This is a genomic window from Tessaracoccus lacteus (assembly GCF_029917005.1).
GTDB classification, from domain to species: Bacteria; Actinomycetota; Actinomycetes; order Propionibacteriales; family Propionibacteriaceae; genus Arachnia; species Arachnia lactea.
Map to the genome: position 1 here is coordinate 2709536 of NZ_CP123967.1, position 18175 is coordinate 2727710.

General features: G+C 70.2%; 15 protein-coding genes, 1 tRNA gene and 2 pseudogenes. 8 read left to right on the forward strand and 10 right to left on the reverse strand.

Annotation, left to right across the window (positions count from 1 at the left end; all coding sequences use genetic code 11):
- Nucleotides 1-184 precede the first annotated feature (184 nt).
- Together QH948_RS12590 and QH948_RS12595 are read right to left on the reverse strand one after the other, a co-directional pair.
- Nucleotides 185-1369: a DUF480 domain-containing protein gene (locus tag QH948_RS12590; protein ID WP_281144700.1), complete on the reverse strand. Its 1185-nt coding sequence runs from the start codon at nucleotides 1367-1369 to the stop codon at nucleotides 185-187.
- Nucleotides 1370-1647: 278 nt separating this feature from the next.
- Nucleotides 1648-2481, reverse strand: a complete 834-nt coding sequence (locus QH948_RS12595; RefSeq protein WP_281144701.1) for a LysR family transcriptional regulator substrate-binding protein — start codon at nucleotides 2479-2481, stop codon at nucleotides 1648-1650.
- Between the two features lie 105 nt (nucleotides 2482-2586).
- Between QH948_RS12595 and QH948_RS12600 the strand changes: the two genes are divergently transcribed.
- The 3 genes from QH948_RS12600 to ngcE all read left to right on the forward strand — a co-directional run bounded on the left by QH948_RS12600 (nucleotide 2587) and on the right by ngcE (nucleotide 6010).
- Nucleotides 2587-2928, forward strand: a complete 342-nt coding sequence (locus tag QH948_RS12600; protein ID WP_281144702.1) for a DUF5997 family protein — start codon at nucleotides 2587-2589, stop codon at nucleotides 2926-2928.
- 413 nt (nucleotides 2929-3341) lie between these two features.
- Nucleotides 3342-4616, forward strand: a complete 1275-nt coding sequence (locus tag QH948_RS12605; protein WP_281144703.1) for an aspartate kinase — start codon at nucleotides 3342-3344, stop codon at nucleotides 4614-4616.
- A gap of 11 nt (nucleotides 4617-4627) precedes the next feature.
- Complete coding sequence (gene ngcE / locus QH948_RS12610) at nucleotides 4628-6010, forward strand: N-acetylglucosamine/diacetylchitobiose ABC transporter substrate-binding protein (protein ID WP_281144704.1); 1383 nt, start codon at nucleotides 4628-4630, stop codon at nucleotides 6008-6010.
- Here ngcE and QH948_RS12615 read toward each other — a convergent pair.
- Nucleotides 5995-8526 (reverse strand): hypothetical protein, encoded by a 2532-nt coding sequence (locus tag QH948_RS12615; RefSeq protein ID WP_281144705.1) that lies wholly within the window; start codon nucleotides 8524-8526, stop codon nucleotides 5995-5997. The genes ngcE and QH948_RS12615 overlap by 16 nt on opposite strands.
- A gap of 23 nt (nucleotides 8527-8549) precedes the next feature.
- A complete protein-coding gene (locus QH948_RS12620; protein ID WP_281144706.1) occupies nucleotides 8550-10181 on the reverse strand; it encodes a helicase HerA-like domain-containing protein in 1632 nt (543 codons plus the stop codon).
- A 156-nt stretch (nucleotides 10182-10337) separates the two neighbouring features.
- On the opposite strand from QH948_RS12620, the gene QH948_RS12625 reads away from it, so the two are divergent.
- Together QH948_RS12625 and QH948_RS12630 are read left to right on the forward strand one after the other, a co-directional pair.
- Nucleotides 10338-10631: a type II toxin-antitoxin system VapB family antitoxin gene (locus QH948_RS12625; protein ID WP_219082847.1), complete on the forward strand. Its 294-nt coding sequence runs from the start codon at nucleotides 10338-10340 to the stop codon at nucleotides 10629-10631.
- Nucleotides 10632-10667: 36 nt separating this feature from the next.
- The gene (locus QH948_RS12630) at nucleotides 10668-11207 is read left to right on the forward strand and encodes a LytR C-terminal domain-containing protein (protein WP_219082845.1); all 540 of its coding nucleotides are present in this window, start codon (nucleotides 10668-10670) and stop codon (nucleotides 11205-11207) included.
- A 668-nt stretch (nucleotides 11208-11875) separates the two neighbouring features.
- Here the strand turns inward: QH948_RS12630 and QH948_RS12635 are convergent.
- Nucleotides 11876-11962 (reverse strand) — tRNA-Ser (locus QH948_RS12635).
- 231 nt (nucleotides 11963-12193) lie between these two features.
- On the opposite strand from QH948_RS12635, the gene QH948_RS12640 reads away from it, so the two are divergent.
- Nucleotides 12194-13270, forward strand: a complete 1077-nt coding sequence (locus tag QH948_RS12640; protein WP_281146201.1) for an MFS transporter — start codon at nucleotides 12194-12196, stop codon at nucleotides 13268-13270.
- Here QH948_RS12640 and tadA read toward each other — a convergent pair.
- A pseudogene (gene tadA, locus QH948_RS12645) lies at nucleotides 13256-13699 on the reverse strand (tRNA adenosine(34) deaminase TadA); the annotation flags it as partial. The gene QH948_RS12640 and the pseudogene tadA sit on opposite strands and share 15 nt — an antisense overlap.
- 31 nt (nucleotides 13700-13730) lie before the next feature.
- Nucleotides 13731-14300 (reverse strand): tRNA adenosine deaminase-associated protein, encoded by a 570-nt coding sequence (locus tag QH948_RS12650; protein ID WP_219082841.1) that lies wholly within the window; start codon nucleotides 14298-14300, stop codon nucleotides 13731-13733.
- A 118-nt stretch (nucleotides 14301-14418) separates the two neighbouring features.
- Here QH948_RS12650 and upp point away from each other — a divergent pair, with 118 nt between their 5' ends.
- Nucleotides 14419-15078 (forward strand): uracil phosphoribosyltransferase, encoded by a 660-nt coding sequence (gene upp, locus QH948_RS12655; protein WP_438874101.1) that lies wholly within the window; start codon nucleotides 14419-14421, stop codon nucleotides 15076-15078.
- A 235-nt stretch (nucleotides 15079-15313) separates the two neighbouring features.
- Here the strand turns inward: upp and QH948_RS12660 are convergent, their stop codons facing one another.
- Complete coding sequence (locus QH948_RS12660; RefSeq protein ID WP_281144707.1) at nucleotides 15314-16267, reverse strand: squalene cyclase; 954 nt, start codon at nucleotides 16265-16267, stop codon at nucleotides 15314-15316.
- A gap of 300 nt (nucleotides 16268-16567) precedes the next feature.
- Nucleotides 16568-16750: pseudogene (gene rpmB, locus QH948_RS12665) on the reverse strand (50S ribosomal protein L28); the annotation flags it as partial.
- 180 nt (nucleotides 16751-16930) lie between these two features.
- Between rpmB and QH948_RS12670 the strand changes: the two are divergent.
- A complete protein-coding gene (locus QH948_RS12670) occupies nucleotides 16931-17671 on the forward strand; it encodes a YwiC-like family protein (protein ID WP_281144708.1) in 741 nt (246 codons plus the stop codon).
- Nucleotides 17672-17716: 45 nt separating this feature from the next.
- Here QH948_RS12670 and QH948_RS12675 read toward each other — a convergent pair whose 3' ends face one another.
- A complete protein-coding gene (locus QH948_RS12675; RefSeq protein WP_281144709.1) occupies nucleotides 17717-17995 on the reverse strand; it encodes a hypothetical protein in 279 nt (92 codons plus the stop codon).
- Between the last annotated feature and the right edge of the window lie 180 nt (nucleotides 17996-18175).

Sequence of the window (18175 nt, forward strand, 5' to 3'; positions counted from 1 at the left end):
CTGCTGCGGGGCTAGCCGCCCAGCCCCACCCCGAAAATCGGTCAGTGGTCGATTCTCCCCGGTCCGGTGACGAGATTCGCCCACTGCCTAGTCGCGACGACCACCGAGCAAAAGCAGTAGCAGCGCCAACGCTGGCCGGGCAGGTGTTCCGACCGGCTGTCCGCCACCCCCGCCGGAGCGGAGGTCAGCCGCGACGACCGAGCAGGTACAGTCGGTCGTCGCCCTCAACAAGCACGTGGTACGCCTCGACGTCGCCCAGCCCCGCCGCCGCGAAGAACCCACGGAGCTCCGAGGCGTCGTGCTGCACCCACGGCACCTCGACCCCGCCCAGCGCCTTCGTCGGATGCGACGACGCACCTGTCTCGACGGCCACGACCAGCACCCCGCCGACCGTCAGCGGCGCCACCAGAGAAGCAAGCACGGCCGGCAGCTCACTGGACGCGAAGTGGTTCAGCAGGTCCCACGCGACGACGGCTCCCCAGCCCGCGGCCGTGGCCGGCCGGAGCAGGCGACGCAGATCACCCTCCTCGAACAGCACGTCCGGGTGGCGACGGCGGGCGAGCTGCACCTGGGCGGGGACGCGGTCGAAGCCGGTCACGTCGGCGCCGATGTCGGCCAGGTACGCCGACACCGCGCCGGCCCCGCATCCGACGTCGGCGATGGGGGCACCGTCGGCCAGTTCGACCGCGCGGGTCAGCAGCCACCACTCGAACGGGGCCCGCGCCAGCGCCAGCTCACGCTCGTCGGCGTACTCGTCCGCGAGCACCTCGAACGCCTCGTCCAAGGCCCTGTCCCGGGCCGCGGGGCCGTCGGACAGGATCTGCTCGCGGTCCACCAGTACCGGCCCCTCAGCCACCGCCGCCTGCGCGCCGCCGAGCAGGTGCGCCCAGCGCGAGTCCTGCTGCCCGGGCCGGCGGCCGAGCTCGCTCACCAGCGGCACCTCGCGCGCCGCCATCCTTGCCAGGCACTCCTCGACGGCCTCACGGTCGGCGAACCCGAACAGCCGTTCGGTGCGGGTCTTCAGTTCGCCGGGCGCCTGCGGTCCCCGCAGCAGGAGGACGGTGAGCAGTGCCCGCTCGTCGTCGGCGAGTTCCAGCTCTTGCGCGGCGGACTGCGCATACTTGAGCGTGCGCCGCCCGTAGTCCATCCACGTCACGCGACCCAGGGACTTGTCCTTGAGCCCGCGCATGGCGTCCTGGATGGTGCGCTCGTCGTAGTCGACGACGGGTGTCCGGGAGCTGGTCTGGTTGCACGCGGTGCGCAGGGCGTTGAGGGTCAGCGGGTAGCTGGCCGGGACCGTCACCTCCTTCTCCAGGAGGCAGCCGAGGACTCGTTGCTCTTCGGGGGTCAGCACAGGCAGTTCGGTCACGCCGTCGACGTTACCCGTCGGGTCGCGCGGCCGGGGCCGCCGGCCGACACTCCCGACACTCCCCGTCGCCCCCGTCGCCCACCCGATTCCCAGCCCGGGGTCCCCACTCGCGCAGACGCCAACGAAATACACGGACGCCAACGATAATCGCGTGAATAGCGTTGGCGTCCGTGCATACCGTTGGCGCTTGGGATTTTTCGTTGGCGTCGCGTGATGGGGGCCCGAGAGACTGCGGGTCTGAGAGGGCCCTGACTCTCACGGTGCGCGGCCTGAGCGGATCAGCGACGGCGACCCCGGCCGCCGCGCGGGGCGGGCTTCCGGGGCTTCCGCGACGCGGGCTGCGTCCCGCCCCCGCGGGCGTCCTGCTTCCGAGACCCGTCTCGCTGTGCCCCTTCGCCATCCCGCTTCCCCGCCCCGTCGCCCGCGACGCGGTCCGCGCGCTCCCGCGCCGACCGGGAGCTGTTGACCGATCGGCCGCGCACCACTCCGATGAACTCCTGGATCAGGTCTCTGTCGATGTCGCGGGGCCAGGCCAGCGCGACGGTGGTGGTCGGTGCATCGACGACGGGGCGGTGCACGAGGTCGCGACGGTTGTTCGACCGGGCGACGGACAAGGGCACCCGCAGCACAGCCACCTCGGCCACGACCCTGTCGATGTTGACACCGGTTACGTCCGTGAGGACCTCCTCGTCGGCCAGGTCCGCGACGCTGACCTCATCGACGGCGGCGATCGCGTGCTCCTTCGCCACCCAGACCACGGGCTGCTCCTCGTAGAGCTGGATCAGGTGCAGACCCTCGGGTTCGACGGGCAGCCGCACGAAGCACAGGTCCACGACGCCGTCGGACAGTGCGCGACGCGCGTCCGTCTCCTCGATCGCGACTGCCTCCAACGGGACGTCGGGGAACCGCTCCGCCCAGGTGCGTCGCCACTTCGTCAGGATCACGCCGGGCACGTAGCCGACCCGCAGCCCGGACCCGCCCGACCGTACGGAGCCGCTCGCCGTCCGGTCGTTGACGACGGGATGGTCGCCTCCCTCGTCGCCGGCGGAGCCGGAGCCCCCCTCGGAAACAGCGTCGTCACCGCGTTCGGCACCCTCACGAAAATCGGTCATTGGTCGATTCTCCCCGGTCCGACGACGAAAAGCGCCCACCGCCTCGCCCCTTTCGGCCAACCACCGCATACAGGCTGCCGCATGGTGCCGGGTTAGGCTTGCCCGGTGAGCCAGACCATGAAGCCGATCACGGCAGCCAACAAACTGGGCATCTACCTGCCCGCCGCCCCGGAGGAGTTCCGCAACTCGCCGATCACGCGGGAGGCGCTCGACGAGCTGCGCGCCGATCCGCCTGCCTGGCTGGTGGAGCTGAGGAAGAACGGCCCGTTCCCCCGCGACGTCGTCGCGGCCAAGCTTGGCATCTCCCGCTCCGGCCTCGCCCGCGCGGGCGTCGCCGACGCGATGACCGCCGACGAGATCGGCGGACTTCTCACCGATCCGCCGTCGTGGCTCGTCGACGAGCGCGAGACGCACCGGAAGGTCCTGTCCGAGCGCGAAAAGGGCTGACCCTATCCGGGGAGTGGGCGATAGTCGTGACCGGACCGGGGAGAATCGACCACTGACCGCTCTTCGCAGCCACCCGATTCAACATCGTCGCCAGGCACTGGGCGATAGTCGTGACCGGACCGGGGAGAATCGACCACTGACCGCTTTTCGCAGAGAGACCCCGGACACCAACGACCAGGCTGTGGGCGATTCTCGTCAGCAGACCAGGGAGAATCGACCACTGACCGCTTTTCGGGGTGAGGCTGGCACAAGAGTGAGGCTGGCACCAAGAGTGGGGCTGGCACAAGAGTGGGACCGGGCACAAGAGAGGGGCCGGCGCGACCCCGACCGACGCGTCCAAGGCGCGCTGGCATGGTCGCGGCGTCCGCACCGGGCAACTAGACTCGACGAGGTTGACCAGGAGGTGGTTGCGCATGGGTCGCATCGTTCAGAAGTTCGGCGGGTCGTCCGTCGAGGACGCCGAGTCCATCAAGCGTGTCGCACGGCGGATCGCCCGCACCCGCGGCGCAGGGAACGACGTCATCATCGTCATCTCGGCCATGGGCGACACCACGGATGAGCTGATGGATCTCGCGCTGAAGGTGTCCCCCAGACCCAAGTCGCGCGAGCTCGACATGCTCCTGACCACCGGCGAGCGGCAGTCGGCCGCGCTGCTTGCGATGGCCCTGTCCGACCTCGGCGTCGAGGCCGTGTCCTACACCGGCTCGCAGGCCGGCGTCCTGACGACCCCGACGCACGGCAACGCGCGCATCATCGACATCACCCCCGGCCGCGTCGAGAAGGCGCTCGACGAGGGCATGGTCGCGATCGTCGCAGGCTTCCAGGGAGTGTCGCAGACCACCAAGGACGTCACGACGCTGGGCCGCGGAGCCTCAGACACCACCGCCGTCGCGCTCGCCGCCTCGCTGGGCGCCGACTACTGCGAGATCTACTCCGACGTCGACGGCGTCTACACCGCCGACCCCCGCATCGTGCCGAGCGCGCGTCACATCGAGCAGATCGGCTACGACGACATGATGGAGCTGGCTGCCTCCGGCGCCAAGATCCTTCATCTGCGCTGCGTCGAGTACGCGCGCCGCGAGAACGTGCCGGTGCACGTCCGCTCCTCCTTCAGTGACAAGCCCGGCACCTGGCTGCGAAACCAGGACGAGATCGACAAGGACCCCACCATGGAAGAAGCCATCATCAGCGGCATCGCCCACGACCGCGGCGAGGCGAAGATCACCGTCGTCGGCGTGCCGGACAAGGTCGGCGAGGCCGCCCGGATCTTCAAGACCGTGGCTGACCAGGACCTGAACATCGACATGATCGTCCAGAACATCTCGCGCCTGTCGGACACTAAGACCGACATCTCCTTCACCCTGCCCTCCGGCGACGGCGCCAAGGCCATCGCCGCGCTGGACGCGGTCAAGGCCGAGATCGGCTTCGACGAGCTCCTCTACGACGACCAGATCGGCAAGGTCTCCGTCGTCGGCGTCGGGATGCGCTCCCACCCGGGCGTCTCCGCGACGTTCTTCGAGTCCCTGGCCACCGCCGGGGTGAACATCCAGATGATCTCCACCTCCGAGATCCGCATCTCCGTGATCGTCGGCCTGCACGACGTGGAGGCCGCCGTCCGATCCGCCCACACCGCCTTCGGCCTCGACGCCGACGAGACCGCCACGGTCTACGCGGGCACCGGGCGCTGACAGGGCCCGACATGGGGACGCTCAGCCGACGTCGGGTCCTGCAGGGACTCGGCGTCGGCGCTGTCGCCGCGCTCTCAGCCTGCGCCGACAACCCCATCATCCCCACCCCGGTCCCGTCTCAGGGCAGCGCGACCCCGACGGCGTTCCCGTCCCGTCCGGGCGACTCCCTGGAGGTCGAGGCGGCCGTGTTCGACGGCGCCTTCGGCACGGACTACGTCCGCGAGGCCGGCGACGCGCTGACCACGCAGTACCCCGGGATCTCGGTAACGATCACGCCCGTCACCAGCGTGTCCGGCGAGCTGGCCGACCGCTTCGCCGACGGCGGCACCCCGCCGGACCTGCTCGACAACTCCGGTCCTGGCGCCTTCCCGCTCGCCTCGATGGTCGACGACTTCGAGGACCTCACCGCGCTCCTGTTGACCGCCTCGGCCGACGGCACCGTCCTGGGCGACACCCTCACCGAGAACGCGACCGCCCCCGGCCTCATCGGCCAGAAGCAGGTGGCGATCAACTACGCGCTCAGCGTCTACGGCCTGTGGCATTCTGCCACCCGGTTCGCCGCCGAGGGGTGGACGATGCCGGCCACCTGGGATGCGATGCTCGCGCTTGCCGAAGAGGCCAGGTCGAGCGACACGTACCTGTTCGTCTACGGGGAGGACTCGGCCGACTACTACCAGGAGTTGGCGATCACGTCGGCCATCAAGGAGGGCGGCCACGAGGTCCGGATCGCCCTCGACAACCTCGCCGACGGTGCCTGGCACCACCCCGCCGTCACGGGCGTGCTCGCGCAGCTGGAGGCCTGCGTCGCCGAGGGCTATGTGCTCGACGGGGGCGAGGGCCACGTCGCCGCCCAGGCCCAGTGGTCTCAGCAGGACCGGGCGCTGCTGTACCCGGCGGGTTCCTGGATCGCCCGCGAGATGGAGGGCCGCACGGCCGCCGACTTCGAGATGACCGTCTCGCCCGTCCCGACGCTCACCTCATCACCGGCGCTGCCTCCGGCCGCCGCGCACCTCACGCCCACCGAGGCCTTAGTCGTCCCGACGAACTCCGCCAATCCCGAGGGCGGCAAGGAGCTGCTGCGGTCCCTGTTGTCGCTCCCGGTGGCCGAGAGCTTCGTGCGGGCGAACCTGACCCCCACCGTGGTGCGCAGCTCGGTGCCCGCCGACCTCACCTCGTCGGCGCTGACGTCGCAGACGCGCGTGATCGCCGACGCAGGCGACGCCATCTTCACGTGGCGATTCCCCTCCTACTACGGGCTGAACACCCAGCAGAACGCGCTGTGGAACCGCTTCTTCGCCGGCAGCCTGACCGCGGCGACCCTGGCTGAGCACCTGCAGGCACTCAGCGACAAGGCCGCCGCCGACCCAGCCTTCGAGCGCTACACCGTCTCCTGAGGGTCCTTCGGCCGATCCCTGTCCCGCAGCTGCCAGGCGCGGGTGCCCAGCCACCACAGCACGCCCGCGGCCGCCACCAGCAGCACTGTCTCCCCGAGCCACCAGGTGCGGTCGCCGGTGAACCCGAGTCCCTCGTTGAACCAGCCGAGCACGTCGATGATCCCGGCGACGGCCAGCACCGCAAGCAGGATCTGCAACGGCCGCTCCCTGCCGCGCTGCGCCTCCTCCTCCGCGTCCGCGCGGGCGTCGGCGACGCGCTCCGTGAGTGCCCGGAGCGTGCTCTGCGCCGCCTCGACCGTGGCGTCCAGCGATTGCCGCAGCTCGGCGACGCCGTTGAGGCCCATCAGGTGCTGCAGCACCTCCCGACCCTGCTGGTCCTGCGACAGCGTGTGCTCGTTCGCCCGGTCGACCAGCAGCTGGACGTGACGGATGGCCTCGCCGAGGCGCTTCGCCGCCGCACGCAGCACCTGCAGCGAGGCGCCCTGATCGGCCTCGAGGGACTCCCCCACCTCGTCGACGACGCGCCGCAGCCACTGCTGGCGGCGCCAGTAGACGCCGATCAGGCTGGAGGCGTAGTGGACATCCGCCTGCGTGGCGACGGATCTCCAGTGCGGGGCGGTCGGCACGAACAGCGCGGTCAGGTCGCCGGCGCACCAGATCACCTCCCGCTGGATGCGGCCGCCAAGGGTGCGCCGCCGACGCAGTTCGGCGTCGGCGCGGGGGTAGGCCACCCACTCGAGCGCGCTCTGTGCGAGCGAGCGCTGCGCGGTCAGCGCCGTCTGCACGCCCAGCACGCCCTCCAGGTCCGACTCGTCAAGCAGCGACCGACGCCCGCCTCCCGGCGACACCGCGTCGGCGCGCGAGACGGTCACCAGCACCTGGCAGTAGCGGGCCAGAAAACCCTCCACGACGGCGAGATCGCGATCGAGTTCCTCCTCCGGGCTCGCACCGTGCTCGTGAGCGGCGCGGGCGAGGTCCGCGACGATGCGGGTCGCGAACTCCAGGAGCGAGCCGCACGCCGCCCCGTCGGCCACTCCCGGCGTGCGGGCCCGCAGCAGGACCCCCTCGGAGCCGGCGAACTGCCCGCCACGGCGCACCGCCTGCTCCAGGTCGTGCGGACTCCACGCGACGGGGCCGCCGCCCGAGCCGAGCACCTGCGTGTCCGTCCCCAGCTTCACGCGGACGATGTGGTTGCCCATGCCGCTGAGCAGCACGTCGACATCCAGACCGGCGTAGGTGAGCCCGTCTGCAGTCGTCAGGATCAACTCGTGGTCCGGGAAGACAGCCCGGAAGGCCCGATAATCCTTCTCCTGCACCGACGAGGACGCCAGCCAGCCGTCGGAGCGGGGCGCGTCGTCGATCACGATGCGGGCCCCGGCGAGCATGTCGACCGGGTGCCACGCGTCGTCAGGTGGCCGTTCGCCCGCCACCAGCTCGGGCAGCACATCGGTGCCGGTGGCGGCGACCGGCAGCCCGAACGGATACAGGTAGGTGACCTCGGCCCCAGTCAGTTCCAGAGTCTCCACCCCCGACTCCAGCGCGGCGGCCGCAGTCTCCAGCGGGATCCGCTGCGCACGGATCTCGGTCCCGAAGACGGACCAGCTGCCCGTGGGCCCGTGCTCGAAGTCGCGGCACCGGTCGGCTGCCTGCCGGAGGGCGGCGGCGACCCCGGAGTCGGCCCGGCGACCGGGCAGGTTCGCCAGGAAGGCCGCGGAGGCCGGCGCGATGGCGTCGGAAAGGAGCTGGAAGTAGGGGCGGGTCCCGGCGATGTCGTCGGCGACCAGCGCGAGCAGCGCGTCCAGGTGTCCGGCCAGTTCGGCGTCCAGGTCCTTGTCGGCGACTATCCGGGCGCGCAGCGCGGAGACGTCGTCTCCGAGGTCCCCGAGGCCCGTGCTCGCCACCGAGGCACGAAGCCCGACTGAGTCGACCGCGCACGCGGTCATCGCCGCCTCCACCCTCAGTTCGTCCTCGAGACAGCCGAGCATGCGGGCGCAAAGCTGCACGACCTCACGGCACGCGTCGGCCACGGGCGTCGCGCCGACGATGCCCTCGCCCGCCATTCGCGCCAGCGCGCGTCGGGTCGCCGCCACCTCACTCGACACGACGGCGTACTCCCAGAACACGATGGTCTCGGCCTGCGCAAAGACGGCGAAGGTGGCGCGGCACCGCGCCCCGAGGTCCGTGCCTGCCGCCGGAAACTGCCCGGTCACCTCCGCGAATACGCCGTCGATGACCGTGTCCCAGTCGATCCGGGAACCCGCCGGGGTAGGCGGAAGGCCGAGCTCGTCGGCCAGCTGGTCGGCCTGTTCGTCGTAGACAGCCTGGCAGAACCTTGCCCAGAACCGGAGCAGGCCGCTGACGTCGACGGGTTCGCCGTCGGGCCCGATGACGTGGTCCAGCTCCCGGCCCAGCATGACCCGCAGCGCCGTGGCATCGCGGCGGCGAAGGTCGCGGCGCACCGGCGCCCAGGCCTCACAGTCCAGCGGGTCGACCGCTACTGCCTGCTCATCTGTCATGGTCCCCCCGGCCCACGCGACGACTACTTCCTTCCGGTCCCGAAGACGCCGCGGATGATCTCGCGGCCCGCGGACCTGACAAGCGACCGGAAGGTGCTCGAGCTGGTCACCTGGTCGATGAGGCTCGGGTGCTCCTTCTCGTACTTCCGCCTGGCTGCCTCGGCCGCGCGGGCCTCCTTCTCGGCGGCGGCCTGCGCTCTGGCGGCCTCCCTGGCCTCGGCGACCCGTTCCTTCTCGGCCTCCTTCGCCGCGGCGGCCTCTGCCTTGGCCCGTGCCTCCGCCGCCGCCTTCTCAGCGCCGGCGGCGAGCTTGCGGCCCAGGATCTCGTAGGCCGACTCGCGGTCGATCGCCGCGCCGTAGCGGGCGGTCAGCGGCGACGCGGCGACGATCGCCTGTAGCTGCGGCTCTGGGGTGGGCGCCATCAGCGACGTCGGCGCCCAGATGCGCGTGTGCGCGACCGGGGTCGGCGCGCCCTTCTCACTCATCACGGTGACGATCGCCTCGCCCGTGCCGAGCTGCTGCAGCAGCTGCTCCAGGTCGTAGCCGGACCTCGGATAGGTCGCCACCGTCGCCCGCAGCGCCTTCGCGTCGTTCGGCGTGTGTGCCCTCAGCTGGTGCTGCACGCGCGAGCCCAGCTGGGCCAGCACGTCGTCGGGCACGTCCTTGGGTGTCTGAGTCACGAAGAACACGCCAATGCCCTTGGAGCGGATCAGTCGCACGGTCTGCTCGATGGCGTCCAGGAAGCCCTTGGAGGCGCCGTCGAACAGGAGGTGCGCCTCGTCGAAGAAGAACACGAGCTTCGGTTTGTCGAGGTCGCCGACTTCGGGCAGCGCCTCGTACAGGTCGGCGAGCAGCCACATGAGGAACGTCGAGAACAGGGCCGGGCGGCTGGCAAGTTGAGGGAGCTCGAGCAGCGACACGATCCCCCGGCCGTCCGGCGCGACACGGAGCAGCTCCGAGGAGTCGAACTCCGGCTCCCCGAAGAACGCGTCCGCGCCCTGACTCGACAGGCCGACGAGAGCCCGGAGGATGACGCCTGCCGTCGCCGACGAGACCCCGCCGATGCCCTTGAGCTCGGCCTTGCCCTCGTCGCCGGTGAGGTACTTCAGCAGCTCGACGAGGTCTTTCAGGTCCAGCAGCGGCAGGCCGGCCTGGTCGGCGTAGTGGAAGACCAGCCCCAGCGACGACTCCTGCACCTGGTTCAGCTCCAGCACCTTCGCCAGCAGGATCGGCCCGAACGACGAGATGGTCGCCCGGACGGGGACGCCGATGCCCTCGCCGCCGAGCGCGTACAGCTCGGTCGGGAAGCCGGCGGCCGCCCACGGCTGCCCCTGCGCCTCGACACGCGCGGTCAGCTTCTCGGTGGCCTCGCCCGGCGACGCCAGGCCGGACAGGTCGCCCTTGATGTCGGCCGCGAACACCGGCACGCCGGCGGAGCTGAGCGCCTCGGCCATAACCTGCAGGGTTTTAGTCTTGCCGGTGCCCGTCGCGCCGGCGACGAGCCCATGCCGGTTGAACATCGCCAACGGGATCCGGATCGGGGCGTCGGGCACCGGCGCGTCCGCGTCGATCAGCACGCCGAGCGTCGCGGCGGGCGCGTCGAAGGTGTACCCGGCGATGATCGTGTCGCGCAGCGACGGCTGAGTATCGGTCACAGGGCGACTCTTTCACACCTCAGGGCCCCTCAACAGGTAGTCACGGCCACTTCTCGCGACCGGCCGCCCTGCGGCGACGATCAGCACACAGCTCGTCGCAGGCCCGCTGGGCGTGCCCGTGGACCGATCGGCGTCGCCCCTGGGTAGGCTAAGGGGGTGATCTTCAAGCGAGTTGGCGACTCACGCCCGTACCCCGACCACGGCTACACCCAGAAGCAGTGGATCGCGATCGCGCCCCACCAGGTGCGCCTGGATGAGCTGGTGACGACCAAGCGGACCCTCGACCTCGAGGCCCTGCTCGAGGAGGACTCCACCTTCTACGGGGACCTCTTCGCGCATGTCGTCGCCTACCGGGGTGAGCTGTACCTTGAGGATGGCCTCCACCGCGCGCTGCGCGCGGCCCTGCAGCAGCGCCAGACGATGCACGCCCGCGTGCTCGAGCTGAACTGACCCCGGTCCACCCACCAACGAAGGCGGAAACACCCCGTGAAAACGTTCCGGCTCATCGCGACCCCCGTCATCCTGCTGGCTCTTCTCGGGGTGCTCATCTGGGGCGCGACCTGGGGCTGGAAGGAACTCACGGCCCCGTTCCCCACACCGACCCCCACGCCCTGCGTCGTCAAACCCCTGACGACGCTGCAGCCGAAGAACGTCCGGGTCAACGTGATGAACGGCGGGTTCACGACAGGCCTGGCCACACGTGAGGCAACCCGCCTCAAGAACGCCGGCTTCAAGGTGCTGAAGACCACCAACACCGACGAGGCCGTCCGCGGCACCGTCATCCGCGGCAACCAGACCCAGAATCCCGAGATGCTCGCGATGGTCGCCTCCTACTACAAGGACGCCACCATCGAGAACGACGGCAGGGTTGACGGTACCATCGACATCCTCCTCGGAACCGACTTCCAGGGCGAGGGCGAGAAGCCGCAGAAGAAGGTCAAGGTCGCCAGCGGCGAGGTCTGCGTCCCCGCCCCCAGCGCCTCCCCCAGCCCGTCCCCGTCGCCGTCGGCCAGCCCGGAGGCCTGAGCTTCGCCCAGTCGACGGCGCACGGAGTCCACCTCGCTCCGCTCGGCGCCCTTCGACAAGCTCAGGGAACCGGGAAAGACACGCTCAGGGACCGGGTCGCTGAGCCACACCCGGGTCGCAGAGCCACACCCGGGTCGCTGAGCCACACCCGGGTCGCTGGGCCACACCCGAGTCGCTGAGCCACACCCGAGTCGCTGAGCCACACCCGGGTCGCTGAGCCTGTCGAAGCGCCTTGAGCGAAGCGAACGGTCTCACCCGATCCGGGTCGCTGAGCCACACCCGGATCGCTGAGCCTGTCGAAGCGCCTTGAGCGAAGCGAAAGGTCCCACCCGATCCGGGTCGCTGAGCCACACCCGGGTCGCTGAGCCTGTCGAAGCGCCTTGAGCGAAGCGAAAGGTCCCACCCGATCCGGGTCGCTGAGCCATACCCGGGTCGCTGAGCCTGTCGAAGCGCTGAGCGAAGCGAAAGGTCCAAGCCGCACCCCCATGACGAGCAACGTCGATCGCCGCAAGAACCAGTTCAGCCCGACCCATACCCGGGTCGCTGAGCCTGTCGAAGCGCCTTGAGCGAAGCGAAAGGTCCAAGCCGCACCCCCATGACGAGCAACGTCGATCGTCGCAAGAACCGGTTCAGCCCGACCCGGAGATCCGGATCGGGCTGAACTTCAGCGGTGATGGAGGGATTTGAACCCCCGGTGGGTTTGACCCCACTCTCGCTTTCGAGGCGAGCTCTTTCGGCCGCTCAGACACATCACCGCGAGCTAATTTACCGGATCAGGCAACGGATTCGCCAATCGAGGCGGGTCTAGGCACCGATGGACCGGCACCCAGGCACCGGCAGGAGGAGTTGGTCGCCACGGCCGCGAGCCGTAGGGTGAGCCGGTGCGTCAATTTGCGGATCTCCTCAAGCTCCCCGGGCTCGCGCTGGTCATCACCGCGCAGCTCCTCGCACGCTTCCCCGCAGGCATGTACTCGCTCGGCATCCTCATGCACGTCGAACACTCGCAGGGCAATTACACCTCGGCTGGCCTGGTGCTCGCGGCGTTCTCGATCGGCACCGCCGTCGCCGGCCCGATCGTCTCGCGGCAGCTGAGCCGGTTCGGCACGATGCCGGTGCTGCTCGTGACGCTGATCCTGGCTGTGTCGTCGGTCGTGATTCTCGCGGTCGTCCCCCTGTCGCTGCCGGCGATGCTGATCCTCGGCGCGCTCGGCGGCGCGGCCACGCCGCCGATCATCCCGGCCGTGCGGTCGCTGTATCCGCAGCTCGTCCCGCAGAACCAGCTGACGCGGCTTTTCTCGCTCGACGCGGCGCTGCAGGAGATCATCTGGGTCATCGGCCCCGTCGCGATCACGCTGCTGGTGACACTGCTCGGCAGCTCGACGGCGCTGCTGATCGTCGCGACGATCCAGGTCGTCGGCGGGCTGATCTTCACGTTCGCGCCGCACGTCCGCAGGCTCCGCATCCCCGCGACATCCAGCGGATTCGGCAAGGTGCTGCGGAACTCGTCGGTCGTGTTGATGTTCGTCACGTCGATGTTCCTGATCGGCGGCTTCGCCGCGGTCGAGGCGGCGATCGTCGCGTCGTTCGGCGAGGGCTCCCTCAACGCGGGGCTCGTGCTCGGCATCTGCTCGATCGGGTCGCTGCTCGGAGGACTCATCTCGGGGCAGCGTCCGCTGACCAGGTGGTCGATGGCGCTGCGCCTCGTGGTCGTGACGGCGGGCTTCGGTATCGCGGCGGCCACCTCGGGGTTCTGGGCGCTGTCGATCGCGCTGTTCATCGCGGGGCTCGGCTGCGCCCCGGCACTGGCCGCGGTGTCGTCGGTCATCGCCGGCAGCGTCGACTTCTCCGACACCGCCGAGGCGTACGGCTGGATCGGAACCGGGCAGCTGCTCGGCGCATCGGTCGGCTCGGCCCTGGCCGGTGTGGCGATCGACCACGCGGGCGGCCAGGGCGGCCTACTGGTCAGCTGCGGGATTGTCGCGGTCGCGGCGGTGATCGCGGCGCTGTTCCGCCGCGCGCAGCCCGACCTGAGTTCCCCCGTCGAGATCATCGAGGCCCACTGAGCGGCGCCCCGCAAAGAACGCGTCGAGTCGGGCTGCGCACTCGTCGGCCAGCACGCCGGAGACGACCTGCGGCCGGTGGTTGAGGCGAGGGTCGCGCACCACGTCCCACAGGGAGGCGACGGCGCCGGCCTTCTCGTCGAAGGCTCCGAAGACGAGCCGTCCGACGCGCGAGGCGACGATCGCTCCCGCGCACATGGTGCAGGGCTCGAGCGTGACGACCAGTGTGCAGCCAGTCAGGCGCCACTCGCCGACGGCCTCGGCGGCGAGGCGGATCGCGACGACCTCCGCGTGGGCGGTGGGGTCGCCGGTCAGTTCGCGCTCGTTGCCGCCCACGGCAAGGACCGCGCCGTCGGGCCCGAGGAGCACGGCACCGATGGGCACGTCGCCGTGCTGCCCGGCCCGGTCGGCCTCGGCCAGCGCGAGCCGCATCGGCGCGTGCCAGCGGGTACCCAACTCGACCTCAGTCGAAGGATTCGGCGGCGCGGTGGAACTCGTCGCCGACCTTGAGCTTGTCGGCGATGCGCGACAGCAACTCGTCGGAGTCCTCGTCGTAGTCTGTTGCGATGGCCTCCATCTCGAAGGCGTGCAGACCGCTGGCGGAGTACATCTCGAGGTCCCCGACGGGCTCGGAGTCGTCGTCCTCCTCCGGCACGTCGACGCCGAGGAAGTCGACGACGTCCCGGGCGATCGGCCACTCCAGCGCGGCCTGGGAGTCCGACAGCAGCACCTCGACGGTGCGGCCGCGGGCCCGGCAGATGACGAAGAACTCACCGCCGATCGAGACCCACCCGTCGGCGCCGGAGTCACCCGGGAGTCGGGTGAGCTGGTTGATCAGCTCGTCGAGGTCGTTGGCGAGGTCGAAGTCCAGGGGCACGGCCGTCGCCTTGCCGTCCTCTCGGTACAGCGCGACGACCAGGTCGACGTCGTCCTCGGTGGCGTCGTCGAGGTCGTAGTCATCGTCGTCGTCGAACTCGTCCTCGTCGTTCCCCTTCAGGTTGAAGGGCTCAGCATCCTCGTCGAACACGTCCACTTGCCCACTCCTCCCGACCGGTGACCCGGGAACCATCCTTGCACGTCGGCCCGTCCGGCGACACCGGCCGGGGTGTCTTCCGGCAGTCTCGCCCCCGCACGTTCGTGAAGGAGGACGGATGTGGGACAGTTGGACCGTGGAAGTACGCGTCGTGAACCATCCCCTCGTCGATCACAAGCTCACCCACCTGCGGAACAAGAACACCGACCAGCCGGTGTTCCGCAAGCTCGTGGATGAGCTCGTCACCCTTCTTGCCTACGAAGCGACGCGCGGTGTCCGGGTGAACCCCGTCGACATCGAGACGCCGGTTGCTCCCATGACCGGCACCAAGCTCGCCGATCCCGCGCCTCTCGTCGTGCCGATCCTGCGCGCCGGCCTCGGCATGCTCGAAGGCATGCTGCGCCTCGTGCCGACGGCCGAGGTGGGCTTCCTCGGAATGATCCGCGACGAGGAGACGCTGCAGCCGATGACCTACGCGGAGCGGCTGCCCGCGGACCTGTCGGGCCGACAGTGCTACGTGCTCGACCCGATGCTCGCCACCGGCGGGTCGCTGGGTGGGGCCGTACAGTACCTCGTCGACCGTGGAGCGGACGACATCACCTGCATCTGCATCCTGGCTGCCCCGGAGGGCATCGAGCGCCTGCACGACCTGCTCGCGGACCTGAAGGTGCCGTGCAACCTGGTCGTGGCTGCGGTCGACGAGAAGCTCAACGAGGTCGGCTACATTGTGCCGGGCCTGGGCGACGCCGGAGACCGCCTCTACGGCCTGGCGCAGTAAGCCCGTCGTCCCGCTGCGCTGCCCCGCTGCGCCGGCTCGTCGTCCCGCTGCGCCGGCCTCGCTCTCGCGGACGCCAACGATATTCCCCAGGCGCCAACGGTATGCACAGACGCCAACGATATTCGCGCGAATATCGTTGGCGTCCGTGCATTTCGTTGGCGTCCGCGAGAGGCCGGCCGACGGATCCGGGAGGCAGCGACGGGTCCGTGCCAGAGCGACGGGCGCGGCCGACGGGTCAGTCAAGGCGACCGGCGTCGGCCCACCAGTTCAGCACCCGCGTGGCGTAGAACGTGAGCCACTTCGACGGCTCGCCGGCATCGACGTCGACCTCGATCCACACCTCGCCAGGATGGCGGCGACCCTGGATCCAGGTGCCGTCGTCGGTGCGGTCGCCCAGCACGACATCGATGGCCTGCGTGAACCGCGGGTCTGGACCGGTCCCGGCGTGAAGCGCCGACTCCCGGAAGTAGTTCAGGGCGTTGAGCGCGCTGTAGAACCAGCGGAAGGGCCAGGCGAACTTGTCCACCCACGGCCCGACGAGTTCGCCGTCGGAGAGCCGGTAGAGCAGTCGTCGCTTCAGCAGGTACTCCTCGCCGCGTCGACGTGACGCCGCGAGCACCGGGTCCGGGCCCTCGTACTGCTCGTAGGCGAGCATCCCTTTGAGGGCGTTGAGGGTCGAGTGGAACGACGAGCGCGTCGAACCCTCGACCCACTCGCAGTTCCAGCCGCCGTCGTCGAGCTGGTGGTCGAGGAACCACTGCCGGAGCTTCGCGACATCCGTCCCCAGCCAGGCGCCGTTGGCCAGCGTCGACGCGTTGATGCAGACGTCGACCTCGCCGTCCCAATAGGGCAGGTCGTCGTACTCCCACCTCGAGTTGGCGCGCAGCTTCTCCGCCGTGCCGTCGAGGACCCGGGCGTCGAGACCGAACTCCCGCAGCATGGTGAGCGTCGGCGTCGTCGAGGTCCACGGCTGGCCGTCGGCGTTCTGGTCGAACTCCGCGGGGAAGAACGCGCCTCCCGCCCACTGACCATCGTCGCCCTGGTGGGAGAGGAGTTCCGCGCCGAACCCCTCCGTCGCGACCTTGGCCCGCGTCGCCTCCCACACCTCGGGCAGGGCTCCGGCCAGATCGCGCTCCACCTGCCAGCGCAGCGCCGGGTCGGAGTCGAGCATCCACTGCAGCGTGTCCATGGGGCGACGCTAGTCGCCGGTGAGTGCATCGACGTCGCGCGTCGGAAGTCAGCCGTCGGTCGTTACACGGGGATGACCCGCGCCCCCTCGCGGACGCCAACGGGGCGGCCACGGGCAAAGCGACCGGGAACCAGTCAACCCGGGACCAGGGTGGCCAGGGACCTGTAAGCCAGCTATCAGTCACCACCCCTTCGCCTGCTCGCGGTGGCTGCAGAAGTCCCGGCAGATGCCTGGCTGGAACCTCAGCTCCTCGTGGACCCGGGTCTGCGCCACCCTGCCCTGCTCGTCGAGCACGACGATCTGGTCGATCGCGTGGATGCCGCGGGCCGACACCGTGAGGGTCACGTGGCGACCGAGCGACGGCGCGCAGTACCGCCTGCTCTGGATGTTGGGGTCCCAGTGTCGCCGGGTGCGTCGGTGGGATTGGGAAGCAGAGTTCCCGAAGCTTGGGATGGTGCCGAGCACCTGACAGCGTCTGGACATGCCGTCCCCGGGCCAGCCCTCTCCCTCGTCTCCCGCGGCCGGCTCTCATCCAGACGTCAACGAAATACGCAGAAGGCGGCGGAGGCCGACGAACCGGGCCGGGCGCGGTCGCCCCGGGGTGCGGGAAGCGGGCCGGAGATCGTCGTATAGCGTGGCCGGGTGGCGACGTCTCCTTCCTGGGTGCCCAGACAGCACGGCGCATGGGCGATGATCCTCGTGCCGTCGATCGTCGGCCTGGCGCTGTCGGCGCGCGTGCGACCGCTCGGCTGGGCAGATCTGACGCTGTGCCTCACCTGGTTCGTCGGGTACTTCGCCTTCAGTGCCGCGGTCCTGGTCCTCAAGTCGGCCCCGAGGCGACGGGGGCGCCACTACCCCGCCCTGGCCACGTACGGGATCGGCGCAGTCGCACTCGGCGTCGCGACGCTCGTCCTCCGAGGCCCGGCCCTGCTGTGGTGGGTGCCGGTCTACGCCCTGCTGCTCGGCCCGGCGTTCCGGTGGGCGGCGACGAGGCGAGAGCGCTCGCTGTCCTCCGGCGTGGTGACGGTGCTCGCGTCGTGCGGGCTGATGGCCGTGCTGCGACTCGCGCCCTGGTCCCCACCTCCGACGACCTCCGAGTGGGCCCTCATGGCGACGGTGACGCTGTACTTCGTCGGCACGGTTCTGCACGTCAAGGCCCTGATCCGGGAGCGCAACGACCCCCGCGCCGCCCGCCGGTCCGTGGCCTACCACGCGGCCGCCGCGGCGCTCATCGTCACGGCGGTACTCCTCGGCTGGCTCAGCTGGCCGTGGATCCTGTTCGCCGTCGCCCTGCCTGCCAGGGCGTGGCAGATGCCGCGAGCGGTGAGGCGACCGATGCAGATCGGGCTGCTGGAGGTGGCGCTGTCGGTCACTCTGCTCGCGCTGACCCTATGGGCGGCCTAGTGGCGCGGCGGTAGCGCCCGAGCAAGCAGCATCCGCGGTCGCGCGCTAGTTCCCCGACGTCTTCGTCGTCGGGTTCTCGTCAGCATCGACGGTGTGGTGGTGTGACGCGGCAGCTCGTCGCTCACGTCGCCGCGCCCAGTCCGGGTCTCGCTGGGCGTACACGCCCCAGGCTGCACCGATCAGGTCGTGTCGGCTGCTGGGGCGCGCGCCGTTCAGCGCCGCCAGAGCTGCCTGCTCCTCTGGGGTGAGCCGGTCGTCGTCGACCGTGGCCCCGCACATGGCCTGCTCAATCAGCGTCGCGAACTCTGCGCGGGTCAGCTGCATTGCCACCCTCCTGGCCTCGCCGCCCGGGATTCGGCGTGGTGTGCCCAGACTACCGAAGTAGCGGTCCCAGCGGTTCCTGCGATAGTCGGGGCACGTAGGAGGCGGTGGCCGGAGGACCACGGCCTGGCGTCGTGACGAGACTTCAGCGGCGTGGTCTCGCTGAACGTCGGTTCCAACTGT

Bases quoted from the DNA above. Each gene is read 5' to 3' on its own strand.
- QH948_RS12595 (WP_281144701.1), bottom strand. From the start codon at position 2,481: ATGACCGATTTTCGTGAGGGTGCCGAACGCGGTGACGACGCTGTTTCC.
- QH948_RS12605 (WP_281144703.1), top strand. From the start codon at position 3,342: ATGGGTCGCATCGTTCAGAAGTTCGGCGGGTCGTCCGTCGAGGACGCC.
- ngcE (WP_281144704.1), top strand. From the start codon at position 4,628: ATGGGGACGCTCAGCCGACGTCGGGTCCTGCAGGGACTCGGCGTCGGC.
- QH948_RS12615 (WP_281144705.1), bottom strand. From the start codon at position 8,526: ATGACAGATGAGCAGGCAGTAGCGGTCGACCCGCTGGACTGTGAGGCC.
- QH948_RS12640 (WP_281146201.1), top strand. From the start codon at position 12,194: ATGCACGTCGAACACTCGCAGGGCAATTACACCTCGGCTGGCCTGGTG.
- upp (WP_438874101.1), top strand. From the start codon at position 14,419: ATGTGGGACAGTTGGACCGTGGAAGTACGCGTCGTGAACCATCCCCTC.
- QH948_RS12660 (WP_281144707.1), bottom strand. From the start codon at position 16,267: ATGGACACGCTGCAGTGGATGCTCGACTCCGACCCGGCGCTGCGCTGG.
- QH948_RS12675 (WP_281144709.1), bottom strand. From the start codon at position 17,995: ATGCAGCTGACCCGCGCAGAGTTCGCGACGCTGATTGAGCAGGCCATG.